The organism is Patescibacteria group bacterium (assembly GCA_018819405.1).
Taxonomy (GTDB): Bacteria; Patescibacteriota; Patescibacteriia; order UBA1558; family GWA2-36-10; genus XYD1-37-29.
Genome location: JAHJQF010000001.1, coordinates 123,967 through 139,631 on the forward strand (window position 1 = coordinate 123,967; position 15,665 = coordinate 139,631).

13 protein-coding genes are annotated in these 15,665 nt (G+C 36.9%); 7 read left to right on the forward strand and 6 right to left on the reverse strand.

The annotated features are described in order from the left end of the window. Window positions 1-2: 2 nt before the first annotated feature. Both KKH39_00595 and KKH39_00600 read right to left on the reverse strand, forming a co-directional pair. Complete coding sequence (locus KKH39_00595) at window positions 3-707, reverse strand: hypothetical protein (GenBank protein ID MBU1202535.1); 705 nt, start codon at window positions 705-707, stop codon at window positions 3-5. Next, entirely contained in the window at window positions 704-1,309 is a 606-nt protein-coding gene (locus tag KKH39_00600; GenBank protein ID MBU1202536.1) for an MBL fold metallo-hydrolase, read from the reverse strand. Before KKH39_00600 ends, KKH39_00595 begins: the two co-directional genes overlap by 4 nt. A gap of 375 nt (window positions 1,310-1,684) precedes the next feature. On the opposite strand from KKH39_00600, the gene KKH39_00605 reads away from it, so the two are divergent. The 4 genes from KKH39_00605 to KKH39_00620 all read left to right on the forward strand — a co-directional run bounded on the left by KKH39_00605 (window position 1,685) and on the right by KKH39_00620 (window position 7,765). Continuing rightward, complete coding sequence (locus KKH39_00605) at window positions 1,685-2,974, forward strand: S1 RNA-binding domain-containing protein (protein MBU1202537.1); 1,290 nt, start codon at window positions 1,685-1,687, stop codon at window positions 2,972-2,974. A 52-nt stretch (window positions 2,975-3,026) separates the two neighbouring features. After that, window positions 3,027-4,835: an ATP-dependent zinc metalloprotease FtsH gene (ftsH, locus tag KKH39_00610; protein ID MBU1202538.1), complete on the forward strand. Its 1,809-nt coding sequence runs from the start codon at window positions 3,027-3,029 to the stop codon at window positions 4,833-4,835. Between the two features lie 106 nt (window positions 4,836-4,941). Next, window positions 4,942-5,901: a hypothetical protein gene (locus KKH39_00615; protein ID MBU1202539.1), complete on the forward strand. Its 960-nt coding sequence runs from the start codon at window positions 4,942-4,944 to the stop codon at window positions 5,899-5,901. 130 nt (window positions 5,902-6,031) lie between these two features. Further along, window positions 6,032-7,765 (forward strand): GspE/PulE family protein, encoded by a 1,734-nt coding sequence (locus KKH39_00620; protein MBU1202540.1) that lies wholly within the window; start codon window positions 6,032-6,034, stop codon window positions 7,763-7,765. Between the two features lie 42 nt (window positions 7,766-7,807). Here the strand turns inward: KKH39_00620 and KKH39_00625 are convergent, their stop codons facing one another. The 3 genes from KKH39_00625 to tsaD all read right to left on the reverse strand — a co-directional run bounded on the left by KKH39_00625 (window position 7,808) and on the right by tsaD (window position 12,271). Next, complete coding sequence (locus KKH39_00625) at window positions 7,808-10,660, reverse strand: class I tRNA ligase family protein (protein ID MBU1202541.1); 2,853 nt, start codon at window positions 10,658-10,660, stop codon at window positions 7,808-7,810. Next, the gene (gene tsaE, locus KKH39_00630; GenBank protein ID MBU1202542.1) at window positions 10,645-11,136 is read right to left on the reverse strand and encodes a tRNA (adenosine(37)-N6)-threonylcarbamoyltransferase complex ATPase subunit type 1 TsaE; all 492 of its coding nucleotides are present in this window, start codon (window positions 11,134-11,136) and stop codon (window positions 10,645-10,647) included. The genes KKH39_00625 and tsaE overlap by 16 nt, the downstream gene beginning before the upstream one ends. Window positions 11,137-11,218: 82 nt before the next feature. Continuing rightward, window positions 11,219-12,271, reverse strand: coding sequence for a tRNA (adenosine(37)-N6)-threonylcarbamoyltransferase complex transferase subunit TsaD (gene tsaD / locus KKH39_00635; protein MBU1202543.1), 1,053 nt, complete (start codon window positions 12,269-12,271; stop codon window positions 11,219-11,221). A 284-nt stretch (window positions 12,272-12,555) separates the two neighbouring features. On the opposite strand from tsaD, the gene KKH39_00640 reads away from it, so the two are divergent. Together KKH39_00640 and KKH39_00645 are read left to right on the forward strand one after the other, a co-directional pair. Continuing rightward, complete coding sequence (locus tag KKH39_00640; GenBank protein ID MBU1202544.1) at window positions 12,556-13,914, forward strand: hypothetical protein; 1,359 nt, start codon at window positions 12,556-12,558, stop codon at window positions 13,912-13,914. A gap of 136 nt (window positions 13,915-14,050) precedes the next feature. Next, on the forward strand, window positions 14,051-14,557 hold the full coding sequence (locus KKH39_00645) for a cupin domain-containing protein (protein ID MBU1202545.1): 507 nt from the start codon (window positions 14,051-14,053) through the stop codon (window positions 14,555-14,557). 66 nt (window positions 14,558-14,623) lie between these two features. Here the strand turns inward: KKH39_00645 and KKH39_00650 are convergent, their stop codons facing one another. Beyond that, on the reverse strand, window positions 14,624-14,905 hold the full coding sequence (locus KKH39_00650; protein ID MBU1202546.1) for a hypothetical protein: 282 nt from the start codon (window positions 14,903-14,905) through the stop codon (window positions 14,624-14,626). Window positions 14,906-14,950: 45 nt separating this feature from the next. Between KKH39_00650 and trmB the strand changes: the two genes are divergently transcribed. After that, window positions 14,951-15,595, forward strand: a complete 645-nt coding sequence (gene trmB / locus KKH39_00655; protein MBU1202547.1) for a tRNA (guanosine(46)-N7)-methyltransferase TrmB — start codon at window positions 14,951-14,953, stop codon at window positions 15,593-15,595. Window positions 15,596-15,665: the final 70 nt, after the last annotated feature.

Here is a 15,665-nt window from a genome sequence, read left to right on the forward strand (position 1 = left end):
ATTTAATCTGTAAATTTAAATGTATTTATCATCGCATCAATAGTATTGTTATCTATATTTCTAAAGGTAAATAATAATATTCTATCCGCCATCGCTGTGAAGATAGTGTTTCCATTTTCTGGGAAATCATTATTTTTATACAAAACAACATTATTAATATTTATAATTTGATAACCATATTCCTCTGCTCTTTGTGCCAAAATATTTTCCAATGTATCGGTATTATCATAAAGCACTTCGCTTTCTGTATCCATACTAATTGATTTATCACTATAGACCAAATAAAAAGCGCTCAGGTCTGGACTCAATGGTATATCAAAATCTTCATATACAGCTCTATTTTTATATCCGGGAGGAATAGCTATTGAAAAATTATATTTATCATTTTTATATATTTCCCACTCATTAACATCAACTTTATTTTCCAAATATTTTTTGGCTTCGTCAATCAATTGGGAACGCTGCTCTTCTTTTTGAACTTCGTCAGCAAAATTCTTGGCATTACTAATACCCAAAACAGTGCTATCCTGAATTTTATCAACTGTCTGGTCGCCGGCTTCAAAAATATTTTGCCAAAATACATTACTACTTCTGTCTATACTACCAAAAGGCTCTCTTTTTACCCATTCAGAAAAAATAAAACCCGTTACTCCAAGTGCCACTATAACTATCAAAAATATTTTTTTATTTGACCCAAAAAAAATCATTTTTGCAAATTAAGTATTATTAGTTTCATATCATCCTGAGGCAAATCTTTTTTCTTTATTTTGAATTTGTCCTCTATCTCTGGTTTAGTACTTATTTCTTTGATAAAGTCCAATACATCATCAGCCTTTAATTTAAAGCTGCCGGCTTTATGACAGCTTGGTATAACAATTCGGGGCTCTACTTGACGAATGATTTTGGCCGCTTCTTTGGCTGTGGTCAAATCACCACCGCCAACCGGTACTATTAAAATATCGGCACCTTCCACCAACTCCAGATAACTATTGGCCAACTCTTCATGGCCAAACTCTCCCAAAAAAGCAATTTTTATATCTTCAAAAATAATATAATAAATAATATTGCCGTTTAAAGCTTTGCCATATACAAAAACATCTTTTACTTCGTACTCTCCCTGGCTATCAATCACAAAAGAATCGCTATCCATTTTTATCTTAGCAACTTGACTAGAATCAGAAAATAAAATTACATCCCCTTTTGCTTTGGAGAATTTTGTGGCTTTGTCCAGAGCATAAGGATTTATAACCAAAGTATGTTCACCATTTTTAAGCCTAAAATAGTTAAAACCATGCCATGAAATTGTCATATTTTTTACTGCTTTTTTATACCTATTAACGTCTCTAATTTTATCATAAATAATATTGGAAGTAAACCCCGTTAGAGAATCATATTTGCCTATAAAATAAGGCCGAAATTGGATTTTTACCAAGCTAATTTAAGTTTAAAAATAAAGTTATAAAATTAAGTTCACTCTCTATCGGCATAAAGATAAGAATGCCCAAAAAAATAAGCTAAAAAAGGTCTTTTTTCAATCTTTGATTGCTCCTAGTACAGGGGCTTGATTTTTTTCTTAGTTTGTGTTAATCTAAGGCGGCTATTTAAAACTAATTTAACAAGCTCTCAAGGCCTGAACCCTTGAGAACTCGACCCGCTTGCGGGGAGGGATAATCATTAATAATTAATGTCAGAAGAAAAAACACAAGTTCTAAGTCCAATGGATGAGCTGCTTAAAGATGAAAAGGCAGTAAAGATTCCTCAAGTTGGAGACTTAGTAACTGGGACTGTAATTAGCGTCTCAAAAAATGAAATTTATCTGGATATAGACGGTATCACTACCGGTATTATTCGTGGTCGTGAAATCTATGATGAGTCAGATGAATCCTCAAATCTAAAAATTGACAACCAAGCTACCGCCACTGTTATTGGCCTAGACAATGAAAATGGTTACATGGAGTTGTCCTTACGTGAAGCTGGACATAAAAAAGCTTGGGATAAATTGGAAGACCTACTAAAAGTAGGAACTATTGTTGACTCAAAAGTAATTGACGCCAACAAAGGTGGTCTAATGATAAAAATAGGCAATGTTGTCGGATTTTTGCCAGTATCACAACTTACTATCGAGCATTATCCTCGTATTGAGGGCGGAGACAAAAACAAAATATTGTCTCACTTAAAATCTTTTGTAAATCAGAATTTAAAAACCAAGGTTATTGATGTTGATGAAAAAGACGACAAGCTTATTGTCTCTGAAAAAGCTGCTTGGGATGATAAACAAAAGAAAGTAATCTCCAAATTTAAAGTCGGCGATATTGTAGAAGGAAAAGTAACGGGTGTAGTTGATTTTGGTGCTTTTGTAGAGTTTGGCGATGGTCTAGAAGGATTGGTTCATATTTCCGAGTTAGCTTGGCAAAGAATTGATAACCCTCGCGACATCATCAAAGTCGGCGACAAAGTAAAAGCCGAAATTATTGACATCGAAGAAACTAAAATTTCACTATCTATTAAAAAACTACAAAAAGACCCTTGGGTGGAAGTAAGCAAAAAATATACAATTGACCAAAAGGTCAAAGGTAAAGTTTTGAAAGTTAATCCATTTGGAGCTTTTGTGGAATTGGACGATGATATTCATGGACTGGTACATATCTCCGAACTTAGCAATAAAAAAGTAAGTAAACCGGAAGATATAATCAAAGTAGACAATGAATATGAATTTGTCATATTGACCATTGATCCAAAAAATCATCGCTTAGGTCTTTCCTTAAAAGTTGACCCAAAAAACTCTGAAGATGAATCTGAAGATAAAAAAGAAGCTTCTGAAAAAAAACCTGAAACTACAGAGGAAAAACAGTCTGAAAAAAAGACTGACAACAAAAAAGAGGAAAAAGCTAAAACTGGCGAAACTAAAGAAGAGTCCAAGACCAGCGAAAAAATCACTCCAACAGAAACTAAAGAGGAAAAAGACGCTAAATAAGCTTTCTATTTTCTGCTTTTTGTGTTTAAATAAAAAACAAAGGTAAAATTATATGAAAAATATTTTAAAAAATTTTCTCATCTTCTTTTTGATATTTGTAGCTATCGCCAGTGTCTTTACTTTTTTTGATAATAAATCAAAGCAAGTAGAAGAAGTGAGCATTGCCACCCTGGTGCAAGAAATAAACCAAGAACAGGTCAAAAGCATTACTGTCAAAGGCACTCAGCTTGATATAATATTAAAAGATGAGACACAACAAAGCAGTAAAAAAGAAATAAATGAGTCTCTATCCGAGCTCCTAAAAAACTACGATGTCAGCACTGAAAAAATGTCAGCCGTGGACATAAAAGTAGCTGAAGATAGCAACTCCGGATTTTTTCTAACCACTATACTACCCTTTATAATCCCAGCTTTATTTATCATCGGCCTTCTCTGGTTTATGATGAGACAAGTCCAAGGAGTAAACTCCCGAGCTATGACCTTTGGCCAATCAGGCGCTAAACTGGCTGACCAACAAAAACAAAAAATAACCTTTAAGGATGTAGCTGGAGCTAAAGAAGCTAAAGAAGATTTAACTGAAATTGTAGATTTTTTGAAACACCCACAAAAATTTATTGCCATAGGCGCCAAAATTCCAAAAGGCGTACTGCTATTAGGCTCCCCTGGAACTGGTAAAACTCTGATGGCCAGAGCAGTATCTGGTGAAGCTAGAGTACCATTTTTCCATATTTCCGGTTCTGAGTTTGTAGAAATGTTTGTCGGAGTCGGTGCTAGCCGTGTTCGTGATCTATTCAAAAAAGCTAAAAAGGCTTCTCCTTGTATAGTTTTTATTGATGAGATAGATGCTGTCGGACGCCAACGTGGTGCTGGTCTAGGCGGAAGCCATGATGAAAGGGAACAGACTCTCAATCAAATCCTGGTAGAGATGGATGGTTTTGACAATCAGACCAATGTAATAGTGCTAGCAGCCACCAACCGACCTGATGTACTTGACCCAGCATTGCTGCGTCCAGGACGTTTTGACAGACAAGTAGTAATTGACTTACCTGATATAAAAGACCGAGAGGCAATACTTAAAATACATGCCCAGAAAAAACCATTTGATAAAGATGTAGACTTACGACTTGTTGCCCAAAGGACTCCTGGATTTTCCGGAGCTGATTTAGCCAATGTGTTAAATGAAGCTGCTATTGCTGCTGCCCGCAACAACCAAAAAACAATAGACGGTAAGACAGTGCTTGATTCTATTGAAAGAGTGATGTTGGGTCGAGAAAGAAAAAGTCATATCTTATCTGATAAAGAAAAGAAGATCACCGCCTATCATGAGGCTGGCCACGCCCTAGCCGGACATCTATTGCCACATGCCGACGGAGTACATAAAGTATCTATCATATCCAGAGGAAGAGCCGCTGGCTATACTCTCAATCTGCCAAAAGAAGACCGTATGCTAAAAAGCTATTCTGAATTTATAGACAATATGGCTGTACTCCTAGGAGGCTATGCCGCTGAAAAAATATTTTTTGGCGAATTGACCACTGGGGCTTCCAATGATTTGAAAAAAGTTACTGAAGTGGCTCAACGAATGGTTACTGAATTTGGTATGAATGAAAAGATGGGTCCTCGTACTTTTGGAGAAAGAGAAGAATTAGTATTTCTAGGAAAAGAAATACATGAAAGAAGAGACTATAGTGAGAGAACAGCTGAGATGATAGATGAAGAGGTTTCCAAATATGTTGGACAAGCTCTAAAGACTGTCACTGATCTGATAAAAACTAATAAAGATAAAATGGAAAAAATAGTTAAAGAACTTATAGAAAAAGAAACCATAGAAAAGCATACCTTTGAAGAGCTAATGGCTTAAATAAAATTTTAGCCTCCCGCCTAACGGGAGGCTTTTATTTTCTGCTAAAATATTGTATAATAAAATCGTCAAATAAAAATATAAAAACAAATTAAAATAAAAAAATATGTTCTATCGAAAAGTCTACAAAAATGCCTGGCAAGCAATACACAATAATATGTCCGTAATATTCTTCGGGATATTTGCATCTCTGTTAGGCTTTCATGAAGTAAAAATTTTATTTAATCTGACCGGCACTACTCCCGATTTCTTGGGTACCAGTATAGAATCCTGGCTCAAAATACTTTTGACTTTTGCCACCGCCAAAGTTGGTCTTAGTGACCTACCCAACCTGATGACTCTGGTTGGATTTTTTGTTGTGTTTGCTATTGCCACTATACTGGCCATTTCCTCACAAGGAGCCTTAATTAAAGCTGCTGGGGAAAAGAAAAAAACTAGCTCAATGATAGAAAGATTAAGAGTTGGCGTAGAAAAATTCTGGCCCCTCTTAGGATTGAACGTAATAAATACCCTGCTAGGCTACTTCTTTATAGCTCTAGTGATTGAGCCACTTATTTACTTCTTATCAAACAGCCAAGATTGGTCTATTTATATTATATTGGGAATTGTCACTTTCTTTGTACTGATACCTATGATTATCATTCTTTCTTTTGTGACTAGATATGGAGCGGCCTATGTTGTCTTAAAAAATCAAAATTTTTCTGAAGCCTTTCTAAACAGCTGGGTTTTATTTAAGGCCAATTGGGTAATCACTATTGAAAATGCCCTTCTATTACTATTTATCACTGTGCTTTTCTTTGTATTAATGTTTACAGCTTTGGTATTTGTATTTGTGCCATTTATGATACTAGCCATGTTTATGTCATTTAGTGTATTAGCCTTCTGGATTATAATGGTAATTGGAGTATTTTTGGCAATATTTGTCTTTATATTTGGCACGGCCTATTATGGAGCCTTATATAATATGGTCTGGACTTATATTTTTTTGGAGCTAGTCTCCCCCGGCAAAAGTCAGAGTAAAGTACATAGACTAGCCCATAAACACCTACCTAGGTTAGCAAAATAAAAATATTTTAAAACACTAAAAAACCATTCCCAACAAAAACTTAGAATGGTTTTTTGTTAGCTAAAACAAATTGACTTATATTCTTTTAATAAAGTATAATATCTATACATAACTAAGATCTAAAATTTATATGGCAGACCAATCTGGCCTCGCAGCTATATCTGGTGATGAGAAAACAAGAAAGCTGCAAAGCAAACTATCAGAGCTAGAATTAAGAGAAAAAGAAAAGCGTATCCAGGAACAAGCTGATAAAATCGGCGTGTCTTATATTAATTTGGACAAATTCCCTATTTCACAAGAAGCTATCAAAATAATCTCAAGAGAACAATCTGAGTCTTTGGAAACTGTCTGTTTTTTATACACTGGTAATGAAATGAGACTGGGCTCTCTCAATCCCACTAATCCTCAAGTGGCCAATTTAAAAAAAGAATTATCAGAGATATACCACACCCAAATAAAGGTATATCTAATATCAGAAAATAGTTTTCAAAAAGCCACTCAAATATATAACAAAATCCCCCAGATAATCCAAATGGAAGGGGTTACTATTACTTCCGAGGACTTGGAAAAATACCAAAAACAGCTCACCAATTTTGAAGATCTCAATAAACTAATCCAAGAAACCCAGCTGACTGAAACTCTAAATATCGTCATATCAGCCGGCCTTACTTTTGGCGCATCTGATATCCATATTGAAGCCGAAGAAAAAGATGTAAAAATCCGATTGCGTATGGATGGCGTACTTCATGACGTGGCTTCCCTACCCCGTGATACCTGGGACAAAATAAACTCTCGTATAAAATTATTGTCTGGATTAAAATTAAACTTGAACAATAAACCACAAGACGGACGTTTTACTATACATTCGGACAAAGAAAAAATAGACGTCAGGGTATCCTCTATTCCAACGGCTTATGGTGAAAGTATTGTCATGAGGCTACTCAAAGCTTCCGTCGTTGGCTTACAATTTGATAGCCTTGGTCTACGTGGCAAATCATATAACGATCTAAAAAATGAAATGGGTAAGCCAAACGGCATGATCATTTCTACTGGTCCTACTGGTAGCGGTAAAACCACTACTTTATATGCCATTCTCAATCAACTAAACAACCCACAAACAAAAATAATTACTCTAGAAGATCCAATAGAATATAAGTTGCCTGGTATTGTCCAAAGTCAGGTTGAAAATATTGATTCAAGTCAAGAAGAATTAGACGAAGGAACCACCAGAAGAAATATCCATTACACTTTTGCCCGTGGTTTGAGAGCTATACTTAGACAAGACCCAGATATAGTAATGGTTGGTGAAATTAGAGATTTAGAAACCGCTGACACGGCTATCAATGCCGCTCTTACCGGACATTTGATGCTTTCTACACTACACACCAACTCAGCGGCTGGCACTATACCACGTCTACTGGCTATGGGCGTAAAGCCATTTCTATTGGCTCCAGCTTTGAACGCCATAATTGGTCAAAGATTGGTTCGCAAGTTGTGCCAATACTGTAAAGAGGAGGACCAAGAAATCGACAATGCAACTATGACTGTTATTTTAAACGCCTTAAATGAAATCAGCCCTGAGTCAGGTCACAAACCAAGCGATTTAAATAACCTGAAATTTTATACTTCCAAAGGCTGTGAAAAATGTCAGAATATCGGCTATAAAGGCCGAATCGGAATTTATGAGGTATTTTTGATGTCCCCTGAAATAGAAAAAATAATTTTATCGGACAATACTTCAGAATATGAGCTAGAAAAAATAGCCATCAATAATGGAATGATAAGTATGCTCCAAGATGGCCTGCTCAAAGCTTTAGAAGGCATAACTTCAATCTCTGAAATATTTGATAAAGTAAAAGACTAAAAAATCCCGCCCCTCGACTTTGCTCGGGGCGGGATTTTAAAACTATTTTAATTTGTTTTTGGCTTCTTGAAGCCGTTTTTTTGTTTCCTCAATCACATCAACTGGAGCATTTTTTACAAAACTTTCATTTTGAAGTTTTGCTTCCATCCCACCAATATACTTTTGTAAATCTTTTCTTTCTTTATCGGTCATTTCTTTGGATAGGTCAATATATACTATACTGCTGTTTATATACTTTGCCTCCACATCCAATCTATGATCTGACAATGTAACTCGAGCCATCTGAGAGGCCAAAATTAAATAATCATCGTCTAAAATTTTGCTCTCAATATAACAATCTGGAAAATCAGTCGGTGCTATTTTGTTTTCGGCCTTCAAATTCCTAATGGCTACTACCAGCTCCTGAAGCTCAGCAAAATCCGATATAATATTATCATCAAATTTTACTGTCTCTGGCCATTTTTTAATCATCAGTAGCTCAGCCTGACCAAATTCCTGCCAAATTTTTTCTGTTACAAATGGCGTAAAAGGATGAGATAAAATAAGAAGTTTTTCTAAAATATAAAGTAAAATATCATCTTTCTCTTTTTCTATTTTGGATATCTCCAAATACCAGTCAGCTAATTTGTTCCAAGAAAAATCATAAATTTTTTCACCAGCTGCCGATATTCTAAAATTGTCCATATCATCACTTACTTGACCGATTAGCTTATTTAACTCCGCTAAGATCCAACGGTCGGCCAATGTCTTGACTGGTGGTTGTTTGACAACCGGTCTTATATCTTCTACAAAATTAAATATAAATCTGGATATATTCCAAAGTTTGTTTACAAAATTTCTGTAGCCGGCAATTTTTTCTTCATAAATACGCAAATCAGCTCCCGGAGAAGAGCCGATTATCAAAGATAGACGCAAAGCATCTGTGCCAAACTTCTCTATCATTTCCAAAGGATCAATACCATTACCTAGTGACTTGGACATTTTTTGACCCTCTTTATCTCTGATAAGGCCGTGGAGATAAACTGTATCAAATGGTTTATCTTTTAAAATATACTGACTCATCAATATCATCCTGGCCACCCAAAAAAATATAATATCATAACCCGTTTCCAGGACAGAAGTAGGATGAAATAAATCTAAGTCTGCTTTTTGACTATATATAAATTCATAGCACCATAAGTCTGTATCGTCGGTGATATCTTTATCAGGATAATACTTTTTGAACACGTCTTTAAAATCATCGGTATTATTATATTTTTCATGACCCGCCTGCTTTAAATCCAAATCTTTAAATTTTATAATCTTTACATCAATAATCCTAGCATAACCAAAATTTTCTTTGCTCTGAGAATTTTCCAAAATTACTGTCTCGCCTTTGGAAAAACCTTTATCAGACAATCTATAAGTTTTTTTCTTTTCTCCGCTTTTTATAATAGCTATTAAGTCTTTATCAAAAGACAATTTTTTATCTAATGGCCAGCCTAGGGTTGAAAAAGTCCAGAGCGATGAAGAAAACCAAGTATCCAAAGTAGCTTCATCTTGAATTATTTTTTTTCCTTTGGCTTTGACTTTAGCTTCTGCTTCATTGTGGGCTACTATGATATCGCCTTCTTCGTCATACCAAACAGGTATTCTGTGACCCCACCATATTTGACGTGAGATGCACCAGTCGTGCAAATTTTCCATCCAATGAAAATATATTTTAGAAAAACGCTCCGGTAATATTTTTATTTCGCCACTTGATACTGCTTCTGTAGCCAACTCTTTTAGACTTTTGCCTCTACCAGGTATTTTTTTATCAACTGCCACAAACCACTGCTCTGATGTAAGCGGTTCAATTGGAGTGTCACAACGGTAACATATAGATAAATTATTTTTAAAATCTTCTATCTTATCAATTTGACCGGCCTTCTCTAAATCTTTGACAAAAGCTTGTCTGGCCGCTAGGACTGTCAGGCCTTTATACTTGCCGCCGCTTTCCAATATCTTACCCTGTTCATCAATCAGCTTGATAATTTCCAAACTATGGCTTTTGGCAAAATCATAATCAATAGCACTGTGAGCCGGAGTAACACCAATTACACCAGAACCAAAATCTTTATCAACTGTCAAATCAGCAAAAACTTTTACTTTTATTTTGTGTCCTGCCAAATCTACTTCTAAAGTCTGGCCAGTATATTCTTTATACCTTTTGTCATCAGGATGAACAGCTACTCCGGTATCAGCCAGCTTGGTCTCTGGTCTAGTAGTGGCTACTATAAAAGGGCCATATTTTATATAATACAATTTAGCCATCTGCTCTTTGTATTCTACTTCATCATCAGCCAAAGTAGAGGCACATCTTGGGCACCAATTTACAATCCTATGGCCACGGTATATCAAAGAGTCTTCATACATTCTAATAAAAGCTTCGCTGACAGCGTAGGATAAACCATCATCGTATGTATATCTTTCTCTTGACCAATCACAACTAGAGCCCATCTTCCTAGTCTGATGTCTGATAGTGCCTTGTGAATTCGCTACATAATCTTTTACTCTTTGCAAAAAAACTTCCCGACCCAAGGTCTGTCTATCTGCGCCCTCTTTAGCCAATATTTTTTCTACTTTAGTCTGGGTTGCAATAGCTGCGTGATCCGTACCAGGTAACCATAGAACTTTTTTACCTTTTAACCTGTTGTACCTAACCATCAAATCTTCATAAGCCAAAGCAGAGGCGTGCCCTAGGTGCAACACACCAGTAGCATTTGGTGGTGGCATAGCAATACTAAAATATTCTTTGCTTTCTTTTAAATTGTCAGGATTAAAAAAACCCGATTCTTCCCAAATTTTATAAATATCATCCTCATATAAACCAGGCTCATATGCCTTAGCTAATTCTTCTAATTTTTTGGCCATAATATTGTTATCTTTCTTTTGTCACCTTCTAATAATTTTATATCTACTCTTATAGTTCTTTCTGGTAAATTTACAATTTTGTCCGCCCATTCAATAGCTACTATTATATTATCATAGTTTAGATAATCGCCTAAACCTATATCATAAAGATCATCTTGACCTCGCAAACGATAGCAATCAACATGAACAAACTTATCAGCTTTTTTATGCTTTACCCCGTTAAATTGCGGCTCAGCTGCACCTCGCATGTGCGAGGATTTAACGGAGTGAATATCATAAACTTTCATCAAAACAAAAGTCGGACTGGTAATCTGCTCTTTTATCTTGAGCGCTTTGGCTAGTGCTTTTACAAATACCGTCTTACCGGCTCCCAGATTACCGCTCAAAGCTATCAGCTCCCCGCCTTCTAATCTATCGGCCAAATCATTAGCTATTTGAGCCGTTTCTTTTTGGTTATTTGATATGTATTCTTTCACCCCGTTAGAAATTAATGATTAAATTTTATTTTCCCCGTTCATATATAAGCCTTATAATTTTTAACGGGGTTTATTTTATTTATTATATTTTATTTTTGGTAAGTTGCCAATTAGACTGGGGACCAAGACTAAATACCTTTTTAGCTGGCAAGATATCCTTTTTCTTGTCTTTTATATTATAATAAGCGGCAACGGCTATCATAGCGGCATTATCTCCAGTAAACTTCAGCTCTGGATAAAAAAACGGTAAGTCTATTTCTTTGGCTCTACTGGCCAAAGATGCTTTTAAAAAACTATTAGCTGACACCCCTCCCGCTAGTAGTAAAGATTTGACTTTATATTTTTTTACAGCCTTAAAAGTCTTGGTAGTTAAAACATCGGTAACCGCTGTTTGAAACGAAGCACAAACATCTTTGACATCCTGCTGGTTCAATTTTTTCTTTTTTTCCAAAGCATATAATACTGCCGTCTTGAGACCAGCAAAAGAAAAATCAAAATTTTTCTTGTCCATCATTGGTCTGGGAAAATCATATTTTTGACCGTCTCCTGACTCAGCCAATCGACTGACAATCGGCCCACCCGGATATCCCAGATTCAAAAGCTTGGCGACTTTATCGTAAGCTTCACCAACTGCGTCATCTAAAGTTTGACCAAGTAAAAAATACTGCCCATGCCCTTTCATCAACACCAGCTCAGTATGTCCACCCGATACTATAAGTACGAGAGCTGGGAAATATTTCTTTGGATTTTTTACTAACTCACTATTGGAAAGCCAATTGGAATAAATATGGCCTTCCATATGATTGATTGGCATGAGCGGTTTATTATTAGCATAAGCTAATGTTTTAGCCGCGCTAATTCCTAAAATTAAAGAAGTAATAAGACCCGGTCCAGCAGTAACAGCTAGATAATCTATACCCGCTAATTTGTTTTTACCGGTTATTTCTTCTAGCAAAGGTATAATGGTCTCGGCATGTTTTCTAGCAGCTACTTCCGGCACCACCCCACCATATTTTGTGTGTATATCAACTTGAGAATAAACAATATTTTTTTCTAAAACCAAAAAAGATCCGCTGCCTTTTATCACGGCTACAGCTGTCTCATCGCAAGATGTTTCAATTGCTAAAATTTTCATCCACTTGGAAATTTAAGCTAATTAATAATAATAAAATTATCTTAATATCTATTATATTATACATTATAGCAGACTTGACCTTTACTATAAACTAATTAGATATCAAGCTAATTTAAGATAAAAAATGCTTTGTGTCAATATTGACCAATAAAAATAAAAATGTAAAAATAAAGCTAATGAGCTGTGTACATTGACAAGCTCAAGATATAATTCTAGCGAGGGGTAAAACTCCTCTTTTGTTTATTTGAAAAAGCCAAAAAACCCTTTCACGAAGGAGGACTACAATGCCTAGTAATCAAAACGGAATCAAAATTTCCGGCGACAAAAAAGACTGTCTGCGTCTAGCCTCATGGCTGACTAGTACGGTCGCCAAAAATGTGGCTGGTATCAGAGAAATCAAACTATCAGGAACATCAGGACTGTGTGACAGAGCTATAGCCCTAAAAGAGAATCAAATGTGCCTTATGGTGCAAGGAGACCAAGTGCTTTGGCACTTTTGCCAAACAAAGAGCTGTGCGTCACAAATCTTTGTGCTCAAGCCTCAGAACAATGTCGAGGCAGATATTTTGCTAAAAACTTTAGCTGACTATCTGACCAAGATCTGTGGCAAGACTAGCATCAACTTGGTCAAAGCACTGGAATGCGGTCCACAACAACTCGTCAACAAATATTCACGCCCCGCCATCAGCCAACCAGAAGACCCAAGCCATATCCTCTACTCTAGACGCTTTCCTCAACCAATCAAACTGCCAGAAAAAACCGAAGAGGTCTATCTGGCTCTACTGCTTCTTTTACCCACTTACGGACAGGCACTTCTGGACGTAAGCGGAGTTTTTCTCCTGCCCAATCCCGTCCGTCTTCTTGATGAATTTGCCCACAACTTGGGAAAACAAAAACTCTGGTGGCAAACCGGCTGGAGTCAACTCCTAAAAATCACTCCCAAGATAATCGAACGTGCCCGTAACGGCAAAGGGATGCTTGTCCATCGCATTAGATTGGAATCAAATGGAGTATTGGCCACAAACTTGCAGACCAAAAAGGAGGCTGAGACAATGCCGGAAAAAACCTTTAGACTCAATGCTAGACAACACATGGTCTACCACTCCCTTTTGAGATTGGCCGGAGATGATCTTGCTAATGTCGTGGAAATCAGTCGCTACGCCACCAGATTGCTCAAGCTTTCCAGCTTTGACATTCCCAGAGGCAGTATTAGCAACTACATCAAACAGCTAACCAGACTAGGCTTGGTCGAAAATGGCTCTCAGCGCGGTAACATCAAGGTTTACCGCCAGCCCACCTCTATTATTGACGGTCATCAAGCCACCGATCCGCCAAAGAAAGTCGAAAAAAAAGTTGCCAAAAAGGGAAACGGCGATGACAATACGACAACAGACAATCCTGATACTCCTACCTCTTCCAAGACACCACAAAAACCTGGTAATGGTAGCAATAGCTTGCTTGCCATACTGACTGGCGGAAACGGAACAGGAGACTCTGTCGACCAACTGGTCGAACAGGCCACCAGACAATTTCACGGCATCGGCGGTGTGTTGGAGTTGGCTCGACGTTTACAAGAAGCCGGCTTCCAGACCCACGACAACAACGACGGCACACACACTATTTCTTTCACCACCAGCAAGTGAGCATCATCTTGAGCACAGAAACATGAGGGCACGCGAAACAGAACGCGTGCCTTTTTTTGTATTGACAAAATCCCAATATATTACTAATATATGCAATTACGCTCCCCTCACAGAAACCCAAACCCAGGAGGAAAACATGCTCATTATCAGACAGGGTCTCCAAGGCATTGCTGTGCTTGACCACAGCAAAGAGCTCGGCCAGCCTGGCCAGTACAGCTCCTACAAAGGAGACGAACTGGAAGATCTGGCCAGCATCGTAGCGGCAGCCAAAACCAATGGCTTTGAAATCCGCTACTACTACAAGGATCTGCATACCTCGGCGAGCGAGATCATTCCGACCAAAATAATCATCACCGACATTCCGCCGATGACTGTCCAGAAGTTCCACAGCCATCAGGCCGTACACGAGCTTTCGGTGGTCACCGACGGCGAAATCGTAGTCATCGATTCCGACGTCCTGAACGAAGCTGATGTCGAGGCCATTCGAAGCCAGGGCGTCGCTCTCCGTGTCAACGACATGGTGATCGAAGATCCGGGAGTACGCCACAGCGTAGCCAACCTCACAGACAGCTACGCTACCTTCACCACGGTCCAGACTGCCCGAATTCCCTTTGAAAGATTTGAGGCCGACTGGGTGCGCTAAACAAGCTCACCAAGGCCTGCGCACAGGCCCAAAAAGGACTTCCCCGCGAGGAAGTCCTTTTTATTTTTAATATACTTTGATATCTTTTTCAAAATCCGGAAAATAGTCTTTGACTTGCCGGACATCAAAATCACTTATTATTTTTTCCTTTGATTCATGAGAAAGCAAAAACATAAAAACATCCTGAATTAGTTGGCCGGCCGGTATTTTTTCATTTGTCAGATAAATATAATAGTCCCTGTCTAAAACCACGCTGTACATCTGCCTATTGCTATCGTCGCCTATTTCTACATCAAATTTCCATTTGCCATTTTTACTATAGGTATTTTTTATAGTAATATTGTCCATAAGATAATAATCTGTTATGTTTTAATTAACTTAATATATTCTAATATGTCCCGGAAAAAAATGCAAAAATTTGCCGAGGCCGAAAATTTCCCCAATCTTATTCAATTACATCAAAAAGATCATAAGGAAAGGCTTCAAAAAATTCTATCTACAAAAAAAGATATTATCTTGGAGCTGGCTTGCGGCCGTGGAGAATACACTTTGGCACTAGCCCAAAAAGATTCTAAAAAAAATTTCATTGGTATAGATATCCAGGGCGAACGTTTATGGAATGGCGCCAAATATGCACTAGAAAACAAAATAAGTAATGCCTATTTTTTGAGAATCCAAATAGAAGACTTGGAAAAATATTTTAAAAAAAAATCTATCCAAGAAATTTGGATTACTTTCCCTGATCCATACCCAAGAAAAGGCCAAATCAAAAAAAGACTTACTAGCCCAAAATTTTTACAAATTTATAAAAACATACTAAAAAAAGAATCTCTATTAAACCTTAAAACTGATGACAAAAATCTCTATGATTATAGTCAAACTAGTATAAAAGACTTTGGCGGCCAGCTAAAAGAAAAAATAGAAGATATATATAGCCAAGATAATTTACCTGATTATCTAAAAATACAAACCAATTTTGAAAAAAAACACTTATTGGCTGGCAAAAAAATTTATTATTTAAGCTTTTCTTTAAAGTAGCTAAAAGCCTTAGTTATTGACAATTTTACAAAAATATGGTATATTATCCTATTAACTAAAAAATAAGCTA